Here is a 15,934-nt window from a genome sequence, read left to right on the forward strand (position 1 = left end):
CAGTCGTCGGGGGTGCGTAAGGCAGCGGCGGAAGGCCGGTTGCCTTCTCGCCGTACGGGTTCCGGTCAGCGCATTTTCGAGCAAGCAGACCTCGACCTGTATCTCGGTCGGCCCGCAGCCGGGAGGACGCCCTCGGCCCGGATCGAAGCGTTGTACTGCCGTGTGTCGGGCTCCGCAGGGCAGGAATCATCGCTCGCCAATCAAGAGGCGATGTTGCGCGAGAGCGCCACCGGTGCCGTGTACCGGGTGTACAAGGACCGTGGATCCGGGCTGCGAGAGAAGCTGGCCGGATTGGATCGGTTGCTCGACGACGCCGCCCGGGGACACTTCACGGTGGTACGGGTGGTGTGGCGGGATCGCTTGGCACGGTTCGGGGTGGTGTGGATCGAACGGTACCTGTCGGTGGTCGGAGTTACCGTCGAGGTGCTGCGTGAGCAGGGCGAGATATCGCTGGCGGAGGAACTGATGGACGACTTCATGGCACTGCTGGCGTCGTTTTCGGGTCGGTTCTACCGGCTGCGGTCGAAGCAGAACCAACGTCGACTTCTCGATGATGCGGGGGCACGGTTGGGCAGGGATGAGCAATGACCGACACCACCGACCACTGTCGGTTCGCTTTTACCACCCGACCGTATCTCGCAGTCGACGACACCACCGGAGATCCGATCGGACTCGACGATCTCGACACCCGTATCCGATGGCTGCTCGACCTGATCACCGGCGCCGAAACCGAACTACTCACACGTCTGTGGCATCCCGCCACCTTCGACACCCTCTCCGCCGGCCGCGACCGCGACGGCCGGGCTCTGCCGAAACACGGGCACGTCGTCGCCGCTCGTCTCGGCTGGGCCCCGACCTACCCGGACGGAGTGTATGTGCCGTCACGGGTGTCACGGGTGGTCACCGCACAGGCCACCGCGACGCTACGGACCTCGGCCTACCGCGACACTGCTATCGCGTCGCTCTCGGCCCGGTTCGATCCCGCTACCGGGCGTATCGCCCCGCCTGCCGGTGGGGAGGTGCCCGTGCCGTCGGGCTTCGCCCGAGGTGTACGGCGGCAGTTGCTCGCCCGTACCCGCCGGGCCGATGCTGCGGGTGCATCGACCTCGGGCGCGGCGACCACAGACGATGCCGCCTCGGATGCGGCAACCTCGGATGCTGCAACGTCGGATGCTGCGCAGCCCGAACGGCTGCGGATCACCGACATCCAAACCCCACCGAAGGTCACCGCGATGGCCCGCCTGTCCGCCGCCGACAAACAACTCACCGAGCTCACCGTCACCGACCGCACGATGGTGCTGACGGTGAAACTCCCGACCACCGCGACACCCACCACGCGAGCGCAATGGCGGGCGGTGCGGTTGACCGCCGCGCTCCCGCCGCACCTGCACGGTCGCCCGATTACTGCGTGGCATCTGCCGACCCTGACCCTCGACGGCCGGGGTCTGCTGCTGCGCTGCGCGGCCACCGAAGCCGTCCCCACCGGTGACCTGAGCAGTGCCACGGTCGCGGTGGGGGTGGACTGGTCACCGTCGGCCCTCGGGGCCGCCGCGATCGCCACCGATACCGGTGACGGGTTGGTCTCCGATTTTCGGGGTTACACCTACGATGACCGCGGTCTCGGTATCAAACTCGCCCGCCTGCAGACCGAAGGCCAATTCCTGCACCGCAAGGCCGCCCGCCTGCGCCAGCTGGCCGAGAATGCGCCACCCCAGGTGCGGTCGGAGTTGGAAGCGAAGATCGCCGTGCTCGACGAGAATCGCACCGCGGTCGGTGCCAAGCGGAGAAAGATCAACCGGGAGCTGGCGTTTCATTTCGCGCGTCAGGTCACCGACTACGCGGTCGCCGCCGACGCGACGATGATCGCCGTCGAAGATCTCGCGACCCTCGAACCGCGTGGGCGTGGCCGGGTGAACAACAATCGGGCGGCGCAGTCCGCGCGCCGCAAGGCCGCCGACGCGCTGGCGCATACTGCCGCACGGGTGGGTGTGGTGGCGGTGACGGTGCCGGCGAAGGGGTCGTCGGCGTGGTGTCCGGGTTGCAACGAGGAACTTGCCCGGCCGAAGGGATATCACGATGCCTGGTGCGAATCCTGTCGACTTGGAGGGAATCGTGATCGTGTGGCGGGGGTGAACCTCGCCAAACGCGCTCTCCTCGGCCGAGGTGCGGCGGTCCGCACCCGCGCTGGGCGCCTGGAGATCCGCACCACCGAGCATGCGCCGGTGCGCCGGTGCCGGGACAAGACCGGCCCTACCCCGGGCAGGCCGCGGCATCGCCGGGTCCGCCATAGTGTTCCGGCCCCGACTCCCGCTGAGGGGGTGAACACGTTGAAGCCTCGTCCTGCACCTGAAGCGTCGGTGTGGGACACGGTCGAGCCCGCGGCATCGGATGATGTCTCGGGTAGCCGTGAGGAACGTGGATCTGGGCCGCCTGGCATGTAGGTGGCAGGAAGTATCAGGTTTACGTAGACGCTCCGTCGCGCAGGTTGCGGTAGATCTCGATCAGGTGGTCGGTGGACGCGTCGCCGGTGTCGGGTGTGTCGTCGCCGGCGAGGACGGTCTGCAGGGCGGTGGCCTGGGTCTTGCCGAGTTCGACGCCCCACTGGTCGAACGAATCGATCCCCCACACGATGCCTTGGACGAAGGTCTGGTGTTCGTAGAAGGCGATGATCTGCCCGACCACCGAGGGGGTGAGTTCGGGGGCGAGGATCGTCGTCGACGGCCGATCCCCGGGCATCACCTTGTGCGCGACCAACGCCTCGTCGACGCCGTCGGCACGGACCTCGTCGGCATCACGCCCGAAGGCCAACACTTTGGCCTGGGCGAACATGTTCGCCAGCAACAACACCTGCATGCTGGTCTGCCCGTCGCGGGCGGGTAGGTCGTCGCCGCTACGGGCCAGGCCGAGGAAGTCGACGGGGACGATCTCGGTGCCCTGGTGCAACAGCTGGAAGAAGGCGTGCTGACCGTTGGTACCGGGCTCACCCCAGAACACCTCCCCGGTCGGACACACCACCGGTGTGCCGTCGGCGCGCACGGATTTACCGTTCGATTCCATGGTCAGCTGCTGCAGATAGGCCGGCAGCCGCGCCAGATCCTGCGCATACGGCACCACCGCCCGCGAGCGGTGGCCGAGGACGCTCGCATTCCACACCCCGATCAACCCGGCCAGCAACGGTGCATTCTGTGCCGGCTGCGCGGTGGCGAAGTGGGTGTCGAGGGCGTGCATGCCGGCGAGGAACTCGCCGAACCGCTCGCGGCCGATCGCGCACATGACCGCCAGGCCGATGGCCGAACCCACCGAATAACGCCCGCCGACCCAGTCCCAGAACTCGAACATGTTCGCCGGGTCGATACCGAACTCGACCACCCGCTCGGTGTGCGTCGACACCGCGACGAAATGCTTCGCCACGGCGTCCTCCCCGAGGGCGTCGACGAGCCAGCGGCGGGCGGCGGTGGCGTTGGAGAGGGTTTCGAGGGTGGAAAACGTCTTCGACGCGACGACGAACACGGTCGTCGCCGGGTCCAGGTCGGCCAGCGCCGCGGTCAGATCCGCCGGGTCGACGTTGGAGACGAACCGCGCCGCCGGCCCGTCATGAAAACGCCGCAACGCGCGGGTGACCATCGCCGGACCCAGATCGGAGCCGCCGATGCCGATGTTGACCACCGTGGCGATCGGCTGCCCGGTGGCGCCGCGCCAGTCGCCGCTGCGGAGGCGGTCGGTGAACTCGCCCATCCGGTCGAGCACGGCATGGACATCGGCGACGACATCGACCCCGTCGACGACCAGTTCCGCCTCGCGGGGCAGGCGCAGGGCGGTGTGCAGCACCGCCCGATCCTCGGTGACGTTGATGTGCGCACCCGAGAGCATCGCCTCCCGAGCCGCGGCGATCCCCGCGGTGTCGGCGAGCTCGAGCAGGGCCTGCACGACCGGGGTGTCGAGGCGTTGCTTGCTGAAATCGATCACCAGATCCCCGGCAGGGACCGTCAACGCCGAGACCCTGTCGGGTTCGGTGGTGAACAACTGCCGCAGCGACACCGATTCGAGCCGGTCGCGATGGTCTTCAAGAGCTTTCCACGGTGCCGTTGCGGTTACGTCGCTCATGTCGTCGACAGTAGTGCGCCCCGACACGGTGCGCCCGGTGTGCAACTGGGCCCCGGTGTGTGACGAAGGGATCCCTCGGTTTCCCACAGCGAGCGACCGCGACGCGCATGATGGGGCATATGGATGCTGCAGAACTGATTCGGTCCGTCCCCACCGACCTGTTCCTCGGCGGTGAGTGGGTGGCGGCCGAGAACGGAGCCACCTTCGGAGTCCACGATCCCGCGACCGGTGACGAACTCACCCGTGTCGCCGATGCCGCGCCCGGTGATGCCTTGCGGGCCCTCGACGCGGCCGTCGCGGCCGGTCCGGAATGGGCTGCGACCCCGCCGCGAGAACGCGCCGAACTGTTGCGGACGGTGTGGCGGAAGATCACCGAACGCGCCGACGACTTCGCGCTGCTCATGACACTCGAGATGGGTAAGGCACTACCGGAGAGCCGATCGGAGGTGACCTACGGCGCCGAATTTCTGCGATGGTTCTCCGAGGAGGCGGTCCGCATCGCCGGTCGCTACACGCCCGCCCCTGCCGGCACCGGTCGCGTTCTCGTGACGAAACAACCCGTCGGTCCCTGCCTGGCCATCACACCGTGGAACTTCCCGCTCGCGATGGGAACCCGCAAGATCGGTCCCGCCCTCGCGGCGGGATGCACGATCATCGTCAAGCCCGCGTCCGAGACGCCCCTCACGATCCAGCTGCTCGCGCAGCTCTTCGACGAGGCAGGACTACCCAAGGGTGTCCTGTCGGTGCTCCCGTCTTCACATGCCGGTGAGGTCACCGGGCCGCTCCTCGAGGATCCCCGGCTGCGCAAGCTCACCTTCACCGGCTCCACCGAGGTCGGGCGCATGCTCGCCGAGAAGGCCGGTCGTTCGCTGCTGCGCACCTCGCTCGAGCTCGGAGGCAACGCGCCGTTCGTCGTCTTCGAGGACGCCGACCTCGACGCCGCGGTCGAGGGCGCGGTGGCAGCCAAGCTGCGCAACGGGGGAGAGGCCTGCACGGCCGCGAACCGCTTCCACGTCCACAACTCGGTGCGCGACGCCTTCGTCGCCAAGCTCACCGAACGCATGGCGTCGTACAAGCTCGGGCCGGGAACGGACCCCGACGCGACGCTGGGCCCCCTGGTCAACGAGAACCAGAAGAAGACCGTGATCGAACTCGTGCAGGACGCGGTGTCGGCGGGTGCCTCGGTGCGCCTGGGCGGTGAACCCGCGGACGGACCGGGATGGTTCTACCCGGCCACCGTGCTCGACGACGTGCCGAAGCAGGCCCGCATCCTGCAGGAAGAGGTCTTCGGGCCGGTCGCGGCCGTCACCGGCTTCGACACCGAGGAGGAAGCCCTCGCAGCGGCGAACGATACCCGCTACGGGCTCGCTGCCTACATCTTCACGCGCGACCTCGACCGGGCCCTGCGCGTGTCGCATGCGCTCGAAACGGGCATCGTCGGTGTGAACCGCGGTGTCGTCTCGGATGTCGCGGCCCCCTTCGGCGGAATCAAGGATTCCGGGCTGGGACGCGAGGGCGGTACCGAAGGCATCGAGGAATTCCTCGAAACCAAGTACATCGCCCTGCAGTAGGGAACTCGGCGATGGTCGGGACGGCCTCGCCGTCAGTGACGCGGACGGCCACGCCGTCAGTGACGCGGACGGCCTCGCCGTCAGTGACGCGGACGGCCTCGCCGTTAGTGGCCCAGGCGGCCACGCCCGAGGCGGAGCAGCAGCATCGCCAGGGTGTGGCCTTCCTGGCCCAACTCGCTGAACCGCTCGAGGACCTTCATCTCGCGGCTGTGCACGAGACGGGTACCGCCGGACGCCATGCGGGTACGCCCGATCATGCGGGAGACCTCGGTGCGGCGCTTGACCGCGGCCAGGATCTCGGCGTCGAGACGATCGATCTCCTTGCGGAGCTCCTCGATCTCGGCCTCGGTGGGCACTGCGGTGTCGTCGGTCGCGGCCGGTGTTCCGGCGTTCGCCTGGTCCGGCTCGCCGGAAAGGGAAGAATCGATGTGCGTGCTCATGTCGTCTCCTCGCATCTGCTCTGAAGGATCGCCCGTATGGGAGCGGCTGTTACCGGTATCGGGTCGGGCCGGCAGTCGGGAATCGACAGCGACAACCGGAACTCGATCCGAGCCTGCAAAGGACAGAAGACATGGTCTCCAGTTTGCCACTCACCATGTAGGCCCTGCCACTCGGCTTGATCGACTGTGTGGTCCGGATCCGTTGTCCGAACGGTCCGGTAGTTTGGTGAAACGATGAACACTCCCGTCGCGCTCGCAAACTCCCGCCCCGGATCCGATGCTCTTCTCGAAGGGCTCAATCCGCAGCAGCGGGAAGCGGTCACGCACGAAGGAGCCCCGCTGCTGATCGTCGCGGGCGCGGGCTCCGGCAAGACTGCGGTGCTCACGCGTCGCATCGCCTATCTGCTGGCCGAGCGCGGCGTCGTCCCTGGTCAGGTGCTCGCCATCACGTTCACCAACAAGGCCGCCGCCGAGATGCGCGAGCGGGTGGCGGCTCTGGTGGGGCCGCGCGCGAATGCGATGTGGGTCTCGACCTTCCACTCGAGCTGCGTCCGGATCCTGCGCGCGCAGGCGGGTCTGCTGCAGGGCATGAATTCGAATTTCACGATCTACGACGCCGACGATTCCCGTCGTCTGCTCACGATGATCGCGAAGGATCTCGAACTCGACAGCAAGAAGTACTCCGCCCGGCTGCTGTCCACACAGATCTCGAACCTGAAGAACGAATTGATCGGGCCGGAAGAAGCCGCCCACGAGGCGGAGACCGATTCGGCGGCCACCGAACTCACCCGCGTCGTCGCTCGGGTCTACGCGCACTACCAGCAGCGCCTGCGCACGGCGAACGCCTTCGACTTCGACGACCTCATCGGCGAGACGGTGGCGCTGCTGCAGGCTCATCCGCAGGTCGCCGAGTACTACCGGCGCCGGTTCCGTCACGTCCTGGTCGACGAGTACCAGGACACCAACCACGCGCAGTACGTGCTGGTGCGCACCCTCGTGGGCGATCCGGAGGAGGAATCCGCCGTGCCCCCGAGCGAACTGTGCGTGGTGGGCGACGCCGACCAGTCGATCTACGCCTTCCGCGGCGCCACGATCCGCAACATCGAGGAGTTCGAGCGCGACTATCCGCAGGCGCGCACGATCCTGCTCGAACAGAATTACCGCTCCACCCAGAACATCTTGTCGGCGGCCAATTCCGTCATCTCCAAGAACATGGGTCGCCGCGAGAAGCGGCTGTGGACCGATTCGGGTGAGGGCGAACTCATCACCGGCTACGTCGCCGACAACGAGCACGACGAGGCGCGGTTCGTCGCCGCCGAGATCGACCGGCTCGTCGACGGCGGCGACACCACCTACTCCGACATCGCGGTGTTCTACCGCACCAACAATGCCTCCCGCGCGTTCGAGGACGTCTTCATCCGGCACGGTGTGCCCTACAAGGTCGTCGGCGGTGTGCGGTTCTACGAGCGCAAGGAGGTGCGCGACGTCGTTGCGTACCTGAAGGTGCTCGACAACCCCGACGACACGGTGAGCCTGCGCCGCATCCTCAACACCCCTCGCCGCGGTATCGGCGATCGTGCCGAGGCGTGCGTGGCGGTGCACGCCGAGCGGCTCGGTGTGAGCTTCGGGCAGGCCCTCGCCGACGCCGCGGCCGGCAAGGTCGCGCTGCTGAACACGCGGGCGCAGAAGGCGATCGCCGGTTTCGTCGAGATGATGGACGGCCTGCGGGCGATGCTCGTCGCGAGCGACGCCGACGGCAACGACATGGTGGACATCGGCGACGTCGTCGAGGCGATCCTCGATCGCACCGGATACAGCGCCGAGTTGTCGGCGAGCGACGACCCGCAGGACGGCGCCCGTCTCGACAACCTCCACGAACTCGTCAGCGTGGCAAGGGAATTCAGTGCCGACGTCCGTAACGCGGCCGGGATCGTCGACGACGAACGTGAAGAGGGGGATCCCGAACCAGGATCGCTCGCGGCGTTCCTCGAGAAGGTCTCGCTCGTCGCCGACGCCGACCAGATCCCGGAGAACGAGGCCGGTGTGGTCACGCTGATGACGTTGCACACCGCGAAGGGCCTCGAGTTCCCGGTTGTGTTCGTCACCGGTTGGGAGGACGGCCAGTTCCCGCACATGCGTGCCCTCGGCGATCCGGCCGAGCTGTCCGAGGAACGGCGACTCGCGTATGTCGGCATCACGCGCGCCCGGCGTCGTCTCTATCTCACGCGGGCCGTGTTGCGTTCGTCCTGGGGGCAGCCGCTCACCAATCCGGAATCTCGTTTCCTGCAAGAGATTCCGCAGCACCTCATCGACTGGCGACGCCTCGAGCCCACGCCCGCCCGTGGTCAGGCGATCGGCTCGGGCACTGGTTCACGGTTCGGTGCGGGCGAGCGGCGCGGATCCTCGGGAACACCGAGTTTCGGTGCGGCGCGCGGACGCAACAACCACTTGGTGCTCGACGTCGGCGACCGCGTCAGCCATGACAAGTACGGTCTCGGAACGGTTCTCGAAACTCGGGGCTCGGGCCCCACGGCCACCGTCGTGATCGACTTCGGCAGTGCCGGCAAGGTGCGGTTGATGCTCGTCGGCGGTGTGCCGATGATCAAACTGTGATGCCCTGAAAGCCTGTGTCAGGCGCGGATTCGCACGAAAGAGCGGGTCCGCACCGAAGCGGGAAAGAGGGCGGAACGGGACGCACGCCGAACGTACGGCGGCGAGGTCGGTCAGTCGCGCTGGATGCCGAGGGCGATACCCCGGGTGGCGAGCCACGGGACGGGATCGATCTTGTCGACGCCGTTGAGGTGCACCTCGAAGTGCAGGTGCGGGCCGGTGGAGAAGCCGCGGTTGCCCATGGTGGCGATCTGGTCGCCGGCCATGACGTGTTGACCCACGGTCACCAGGGACTGGTCGATGTGCCCGTACACGGTGATGGTGCCGTCGGCGTGGAGGAGGCGGACCCACATGCCGAAGCCGGAAGCCGGGCCGGAATCGATGACCTCACCGTCGGCGACCGCGAGGATCGGGGTGCCGATGGGGCCTGCGATGTCGACGCCGGCGTGGAGGGTGCCCCAGCGTGCGCCGAAGTTCGAGGTGAACGACCCCGCGGCGGGGAGGACGAACAGCGGGCGACGGGCCGCGGCCTCGCGCGCAGCGCGTTCCTCGCTGAATCGCTGGCCCTTGGCCAGGAGATTCGAGAACTGCGACAGGTCGTTCGGGTCGGCGATGTTGAGCACCTGCGGGGCCTGCGACGGCTCGGCGTCGGCGCTCGGCGCGAACTGTGCGGCCTGCGGCACTGCGGTGGCCGTGATGATCGAGGAATCGGCTTCGCCGGCGGCGAGAGCGACCTCGGAGTGCTCGGTGTTCTGTCCCGGACCACCATTGGCTGCGGCCTGGCCCGCGGCGACCACGGCGCCTGCGGCGACCGCGAAGACTGCGGCGCGGCCCTTGAGGGCAGTGGGGGGAGTGGGAAGTCGATGGGCTCCACCGCGGGATGCGGGAGCGGTGACGTCGGTGCTCTCGTCGCGACGATCCTGCGCGAAGCGGTCGTCGCGGACGGCGTGGCCGAAGGAGTCGGAGTAGTAGGTGGGCTCGGAACCGGGGCCGGTGTTACGGAAGTCCATCGTGGCGGCTTCCCAGGCATTCCAGTCTTCGGGTGCCGATTCGGGACGGCGGGTTCGGCTCTCGGCACTCGGGTTACCAGAGCGCATCGCCATCCTCCGTTCGTGACCTCATCGTTACTTCGACCAGGCGACGGTAACGAAGTGATCGCGGGGGTGGCAAGCCGTAGTTCGTCCGGCGGACGTTATGTGAGTGGCATCACAGTGCAAACCGGGGCAAATTGGGACATGCCCCAGCGGCCGGAGTTCCAAACACTGTTTTCCGACACGTCACGAGTCTGTTGCATCGCGGCAGCGTGGGATCCGGTGTCGGGGAGCGAGTGGGTACCTGTCATTCTGAACCGAGTGCTCCGCTCGAACGTGGCGCCCGCCACGTCCCGGGAGGGGAACTGTGAAGTCGTTCCCGGACCTACGCGCGCGTGACCTGTGCCACATGGGACTGCCGCGCGTGATCCGCGGCCCGGCCGAGAAACTAGAGTCCGAAACGACCCGCTCGATACCCCGGAGCGGGCGTGAACGCAGACGAGACGGTGAGCAGATGGATCTCTTCGAATATCAGGCGAAGGAACTCTTCGCCAAGCATGACGTGCCGACGTCGGCCGGCCGTGTTACCGACACTGTCGCCGGTGCCCGCGAGATCGCGGAGGAAATCGGGAAGCCGGTCATGGTCAAGGCCCAGGTCAAGGTCGGCGGCCGCGGCAAGGCCGGTGGCGTGAAGTACGCCGCCACCGCAGACGACGCGCAGACCCACGCCGAGAACATCCTCGGGCTCGACATCAAGGGTCACATCGTCAAGAAGCTCCTGGTCGCCGAGGCCAGTGACATCGCGGAGGAGTACTACATCTCCTTCCTGCTCGACCGCACCAACCGCACCTACCTGGCGATGTGCTCGGTCGAGGGCGGCATGGAGATCGAAGAGGTCGCCGCCACCAAGCCGGAGCGCCTCGCCAAGGTCCCCGTCGACGCCGTCAAGGGTGTCGACCTCGCGTTCGCGCGCGAGATCGCCGAGAAGGGCCACCTGCCCGCCGAGGTCCTCGACGCCGCAGCCGTGACCATCCAGAAGCTGTGGGAGGTCTTCGTCAAGGAAGACGCTCTTCTCGTGGAGGTCAACCCCCTCGTCCGTACCCCGGACGACCAGATCCTCGCCCTCGACGGCAAGGTCACCCTGGATGCCAACGCCGACTTCCGTCAGCCCGGCCACGCCGAGTTCGAGGACAAGGACGCCACGGATCCCCTCGAGCTCAAGGCCAAGGAGAACGACCTCAACTACGTCAAGCTCGACGGCGAGGTCGGAATCATCGGTAACGGCGCCGGCCTGGTCATGTCGACCCTCGACGTCGTCGCCTACGCAGGCGAGAAGCACGGCGGCGTCAAGCCCGCCAACTTCCTCGACATCGGTGGCGGCGCCTCTGCGGCCGTCATGGCTGCCGGTCTCGACGTCATCCTGAACGACGCTCAGGTCAAGAGCGTGTTCGTCAACGTCTTCGGTGGCATCACCGCGTGCGACGCGGTCGCGAACGGCATCGTCAAGGCCCTCGAGATCCTCGGCGACGAGGCCAACAAGCCGCTGGTCGTCCGCCTCGACGGCAACAACGTCGACGAAGGTCGCCGCATCCTCGCCGAGGCCAACCACCCGCTGGTCACGGTCGTCGCCACCATGGACGAGGCTGCCGACAAGGCGGCCGAACTCGCCTTCGCAGCGAAGTAAAGGGACACACAGAACAATGGCAATCTTCCTTACCAAGGATTCCAAGGTCATCGTCCAGGGCATCACCGGCGGCGAGGGCACCAAGCACACCGCGCTCATGCTCAAGGCCGGCACCCAGGTCGTCGGCGGCGTGAACGCCCGCAAGGCCGGCACGACGGTCTCGCACACCGACAAGGACGGCAACCCGGTCGAGCTCCCCGTCTTCGGCTCCGTCGCCGAGGCCATGAAGGAGACCGGCGCCGATGTCTCGATCGCATTCGTTCCCCCGGCCTTCTCGAAGGACGCCATCGTCGAGGCCATCGACGCGGAGATCCCGCTGCTCGTGGTCATCACCGAGGGCATCCCGGTGCAGGACTCCGCCTACGCTTGGGCGTACAACGTCCAGAAGGGCAACAAGACCCGCATCATCGGCCCCAACTGCCCCGGCATCATCACCCCGGGTGAGGCGCTCGTCGGCATCACCCCGGCGAACATCGCCGGCAAGGGTCCGGTCGGCCTCGTCTCGAAGTCGGGCACCCTGACCTACCAGATGATGTTCGAGCTGCGCGAGTACGGCTTCTCGACCGCCATCGGCATCGGCGGCGACCCGGTCATCGGCACCACCCACATCGATGCCATCGAGGCGTTCGAGAAGGACCCGGAGACCAAGGTCATCGTCATGATCGGCGAGATCGGCGGCGACGCCGAGGAGCGCGCGGCCGATTACATCAAGGCCAACGTGACCAAGCCCGTCGTCGGCTACGTCGCAGGCTTCACCGCTCCCGAGGGCAAGACCATGGGCCACGCCGGCGCCATCGTCTCGGGCTCCTCGGGCACCGCTCAGGCCAAGAAGGACGCTCTCGAGGCGGCCGGCGTGAAGGTTGGCAAGACGCCGTCCGAGACCGCTGCGCTCGCTCGCGAGATCCTGCAGTCGCTCTGACAGCAGCGTCGCCTTCCGTGCGCGCCTTCCGGTGGCGTTCCGCCATCGGGAGGCGCGCACGCGCCGTTTCAGGAGTCGATCCAGTCGACTCCCGCGGGTTCGAGTTCGCCCGCCCCGGACGTCAGTGACGCCACCCAGCCCTCCAGTTCGCTCCGCTCGCGCCCCGCGACGGTGAGGACCACCCGGTCCGCATAGGCCACGTCGAGCACTGCGACCCCGCGGCCGCGCAGTTCCGCCTCCACGCGACCCGCTTCGCCGTGATCGATCGCGAGGGTGAACTTCTCCTGCTGCCTGCGCTCGACGAGGGGCGCCTCGTCCAAGGCCGTCGCGACCACACCCGAGTACGCGCGCACCAGCCCGCCCGCGCCGAGCTTGACCCCTCCGAACCATCGGGTTACCACCACCGCGACGTTCACCAGATCCCGGTGGTGCAGGACCTGCAGCATCGGGATGCCGGCCGTGCCGCCCGGCTCCCCGTCGTCGCTCGACCGCTCGGCACGCGCCGACGGGTCGTCACCCACCACGAACGCCCAGCAGTGATGTCGGGCATCGGGATACAGTCGGCGTTGTTCGTCGACGAAGGCGAGCGCGGCGTCGGCCGTGTCGACACGACGAACCGCGGCGAGGAAACGCGAGTGCTTCACCTCCGTCTCGACCACGACGTCGGGGCCCGGGGCGAGAGTGTGCGGCATGGACCCCATTCTCTCGGGTAGTCCCTAGGCTGTTGACTGCAGGACGAGTGACCGACACACACCGATCGACGGCAGGAGAATCGATGACATTCCCCGCAGGCGCATCCGCCCAGAGCAAGGTGGTGCCGTTGTTGCTGCCACTCGCGGTGGCCGTGCTCGGTGCCGTGAACTTCCTCCTCGGCCTCACGCCCTTCGTGAACATCACCTTCGGCTCGCAGGTGGCGCTCACGTCCTTCGATTTCGGCTTCGCCGTCGTGCCGCTGGCCTTCCTGCTCTTCGGCGGTGTGAGCGCGGCGCTGTCGCTGCTCCCCGGCCAGGACCTGCGTGCGGTGGCCGTCGCGGCGTCGGGCGTCGGTTTCGTGACATCCCTGTTCCAGCTCTTCCATCTGCCCGAGGACACCGGGATCGCGTGGGGCGGCGTGACGATCCTCGTCCTCGGTTTCCTGCAGTTCGCGCTGGCGCTCGTCGCATTGCTGTTCGGCCTCGGCATCCTCGTGTCCGGCCGGTCGGGTGAGCGGAGTTCCTTCGGGTCGCCGCAGAGCGCCGGGCAGTACCAGGGATTCGGGACCGGTGCGGGAACAGGTCAGCCCCAGGGCTCCGGTTCGCCGCAGATTTACGGTCCGCAGGGATACGGCCAGCCCTACGGCTCGCAGCAGGGAGCCGTCGGGCAGTCCCAGTTCGGTGCGCCGCATCCCGGACACCAGGCGTATCCCGGACAGCAGACGTCGGGGGAGTACTCCGGCGCGCAGCAGTATTCGGGGTCGCAGCAGTACGGCGGTTCCCAGCAGTATCCGGACGCCCAGCAGTACGGCGGGCAGCAGTACAGCGGAGCCCAGCAGTTCCCCGGTTCCCAGCAGTTCCCGGGCGCTCAGCAGTTCCCGGGCGCTCAGCAGTTCCCGGGCGCTCAGCAGTACGGCGGGGGAGCACAGTATTCCGGTGCCCAGCAGTACGGCGCCGGCCAGCAGTACACGGGTGCGCAGCCGACCCAGCAGTACCCGGTCCAGGAACCGCACGGCGCTCAGGACTCGACGGACCACACCGACACCCGGGCGGACGGCCCAGCCACCCGGGCGGACGGCACAGTGTCCGATGACGACACGACGGGCACGGAACGTCGCGAGGAGACCGGGACCACTGCGACCGGCGACCAGGACGCCACGCAGGCCTTCCGCGCACCGGACGACCAGCGGTGATCGGCGCGCCTGACACCACGATCGCCGTGTCGGTGACACTCTCGAACCGATGACTTCGACGCTCGGCCGGTCCACCCGGCACGTTCCAACCGACGACGACAGCCTGGACCCGGAGCGGTTTCGCATCCTGCTCGGCACCGCCGCCCGCGTTCCGGCGGTGACGCTCGCCGTCGTGGCCACCATCGTGGTGACGACGATGGTCGTCGCCAACAGCGACCTCACCGGCATCTACGCTGCGATCGCCGGCACGTGGCTCGCACTGCACCAGGTGACGCTCACGATCGACGGCACGTCGCTCGGTGTGCTGCCGCTGCTGCCCACCGCGGTCCTGGTATGGCAGGCGGCGCGCGGGTGCGCGTCCGCGGCCGACGCGCTCGTCGAGAACAGTGGGTACGCCCTCGACCGTCAGGATGTCTCGCGCATCACCGTCGCCGTCCTCGCCGGCCCGCTACTGGTGACCGCGGCGTCGCTGATCGTGCTGCAGGATGCGGCGAGCGTGCTGCCGGTGACGCCTCCGAATGCAGCTGCCGCGCTCGCGTGGGTCACCGCCATCTACCTGGCCGCGGCTCTCATCGGTATCGGCTCCCGTGTGTGGAAGCCGCTGGTGCGCTACTACTCGGCTCCCGATTGGCTCGTGCTCGCCTTCCGTCCGGCACTGCGGGTGCTGCTGGGGATGTTCGCCCTCGGTGGGGTGGCGGTCGTCGCCGGACTGTTGTGGTCGTGGAACGTCGTCGGTGAACTGCTCGCGCGCGGGGATCACTGGACCGGCGTGCTGGGGCTGACGGTGATGTCGATCCTGTACCTGCCCAACGTCATCATCGGTGCCGCGGCCGTTCTGGCGGGCAGCACCGTGCACGTCGGCGACATCCACCTGAGCCTGTTCGAGGCGACGGGCGGTGACCTCCCGGCGCTGCCGGTGCTCGCGGCGGTCCCCTCGGGTCCGGCCGCAGCGTTCTGGCCGGTGCTGCTGGCCGTTCCGGCGACGGTCGGTGCGCTGCTCGGACGTTTCGCCGCGCAGCGAACCCTGCAGGCGAAGGCCGACGGTGCCCCGGTGGGCAGCGCCGACGCTTCATGGACGGTGCTCGCTGCCGCAGCGGGCGCCGGACTCGTCACGGCGCTGGCGACCTGGGTTGCGGGCGGCCCGCTCGGCGTCTTCGGCACGGTCGGCGCCAACTGGTGGCTCGCCGGCATCCTCGTCTTCGCCTGGTCGGGCCTGCTCGGCATCATCACGGCGCAGCTGCTCGTGTGGCGCGAAGGACGATTGGCCGCGGTGGCACTGCGCGCCGACACCGAGGTGGACGAGGAGACCTCGGAGGATGCGACGGACGCGGACGAGGCCGACGACGCCGCTGATGCAGGAGCCGACGGAGAACTCGAGGCGGCCGAGAACGAGACCTCGGCACTCGAAGCTCCTGTGGCAGAGGACACCACCGCCGCCGAGCGCGAGGTGGCAGAAGCCGACGAGGACGAAGCCGCCGCAGTCGACGAGGACGAGGCTGCCGAGGACGACGCGGAGAGCCTCGAAGAGGATGCGGACGCCGACGACGTCATCGACGCCGAGGTGGTCGAGGTCGTCGACGAGGATGACGCCGAGGACGACGACGAGCCCGCCGAGGAGGTCGCGAACAAGGCCGAAAAGGGTGCCGACTAGGCTCTCCTACGGCCGGTCGATCGGCCGACCCACCTCGAC

General features: G+C 68.1%; 12 protein-coding genes. 8 read left to right on the forward strand and 4 right to left on the reverse strand.

Annotated elements, in window-relative coordinates; translation table 11 throughout:
* Window positions 1–39 precede the first annotated feature (39 nt).
* Both BO226_RS01345 and BO226_RS01350 read left to right on the forward strand, forming a co-directional pair.
* Entirely contained in the window at window positions 40–588 is a 549-nt protein-coding gene (locus BO226_RS01345) for a recombinase family protein (RefSeq protein WP_198040596.1), read from the forward strand.
* Entirely contained in the window at window positions 585–2,441 is a 1,857-nt protein-coding gene (locus tag BO226_RS01350) for a zinc ribbon domain-containing protein (RefSeq protein ID WP_071934476.1), read from the forward strand. The genes BO226_RS01345 and BO226_RS01350 overlap by 4 nt, the downstream gene beginning before the upstream one ends.
* 19 nt (window positions 2,442–2,460) lie before the next feature.
* On the opposite strand, the gene pgi is transcribed toward BO226_RS01350, so the two are convergent.
* A complete protein-coding gene (gene pgi, locus BO226_RS01355; protein ID WP_071934477.1) occupies window positions 2,461–4,104 on the reverse strand; it encodes a glucose-6-phosphate isomerase in 1,644 nt (547 codons plus the stop codon).
* A 119-nt stretch (window positions 4,105–4,223) separates the two neighbouring features.
* On the opposite strand from pgi, the gene BO226_RS01360 reads away from it, so the two are divergent.
* Entirely contained in the window at window positions 4,224–5,675 is a 1,452-nt protein-coding gene (locus BO226_RS01360; protein ID WP_006553757.1) for an NAD-dependent succinate-semialdehyde dehydrogenase, read from the forward strand.
* A 104-nt stretch (window positions 5,676–5,779) separates the two neighbouring features.
* Here the strand turns inward: BO226_RS01360 and BO226_RS01365 are convergent, their stop codons facing one another.
* Window positions 5,780–6,115, reverse strand: a complete 336-nt coding sequence (locus BO226_RS01365; RefSeq protein ID WP_006553758.1) for a chorismate mutase — start codon at window positions 6,113–6,115, stop codon at window positions 5,780–5,782.
* 234 nt (window positions 6,116–6,349) lie between these two features.
* Here BO226_RS01365 and pcrA point away from each other — a divergent pair, with 234 nt between their 5' ends.
* On the forward strand, window positions 6,350–8,728 hold the full coding sequence (pcrA, locus tag BO226_RS01370) for a DNA helicase PcrA (protein WP_071934478.1): 2,379 nt from the start codon (window positions 6,350–6,352) through the stop codon (window positions 8,726–8,728).
* A 110-nt stretch (window positions 8,729–8,838) separates the two neighbouring features.
* Here pcrA and BO226_RS01375 read toward each other — a convergent pair whose 3' ends face one another.
* Window positions 8,839–9,828: a M23 family metallopeptidase gene (locus BO226_RS01375; RefSeq protein WP_006553760.1), complete on the reverse strand. Its 990-nt coding sequence runs from the start codon at window positions 9,826–9,828 to the stop codon at window positions 8,839–8,841.
* A gap of 442 nt (window positions 9,829–10,270) precedes the next feature.
* On the opposite strand from BO226_RS01375, the gene sucC reads away from it, so the two are divergent.
* Together sucC and sucD are read left to right on the forward strand one after the other, a co-directional pair.
* Window positions 10,271–11,440, forward strand: a complete 1,170-nt coding sequence (gene sucC / locus BO226_RS01380; RefSeq protein ID WP_006553761.1) for an ADP-forming succinate--CoA ligase subunit beta — start codon at window positions 10,271–10,273, stop codon at window positions 11,438–11,440.
* Window positions 11,441–11,456: 16 nt separating this feature from the next.
* Window positions 11,457–12,359 (forward strand): succinate--CoA ligase subunit alpha, encoded by a 903-nt coding sequence (gene sucD, locus BO226_RS01385; protein ID WP_006553762.1) that lies wholly within the window; start codon window positions 11,457–11,459, stop codon window positions 12,357–12,359.
* 68 nt (window positions 12,360–12,427) lie between these two features.
* Here the strand turns inward: sucD and BO226_RS01390 are convergent, their stop codons facing one another.
* Window positions 12,428–13,051: an IMPACT family protein gene (locus BO226_RS01390; RefSeq protein ID WP_071934479.1), complete on the reverse strand. Its 624-nt coding sequence runs from the start codon at window positions 13,049–13,051 to the stop codon at window positions 12,428–12,430.
* Between the two features lie 83 nt (window positions 13,052–13,134).
* On the opposite strand from BO226_RS01390, the gene BO226_RS01395 reads away from it, so the two are divergent.
* Window positions 13,135–14,244 carry a DUF5336 domain-containing protein gene (locus BO226_RS01395; protein ID WP_071934480.1) on the forward strand — a complete coding sequence of 370 codons (1,110 nt, stop codon included), beginning with the start codon at window positions 13,135–13,137 and terminating at the stop codon, window positions 14,242–14,244.
* A gap of 49 nt (window positions 14,245–14,293) precedes the next feature.
* Complete coding sequence (locus BO226_RS01400) at window positions 14,294–15,895, forward strand: cell division protein PerM (RefSeq protein WP_071934481.1); 1,602 nt, start codon at window positions 14,294–14,296, stop codon at window positions 15,893–15,895.
* The last annotated feature ends 39 nt before the right edge of the window (window positions 15,896–15,934 follow it).

This window comes from Rhodococcus sp. 2G (assembly GCF_001886355.1).
Classification (GTDB): domain Bacteria; phylum Actinomycetota; class Actinomycetes; order Mycobacteriales; family Mycobacteriaceae; genus Rhodococcus; species Rhodococcus pyridinivorans.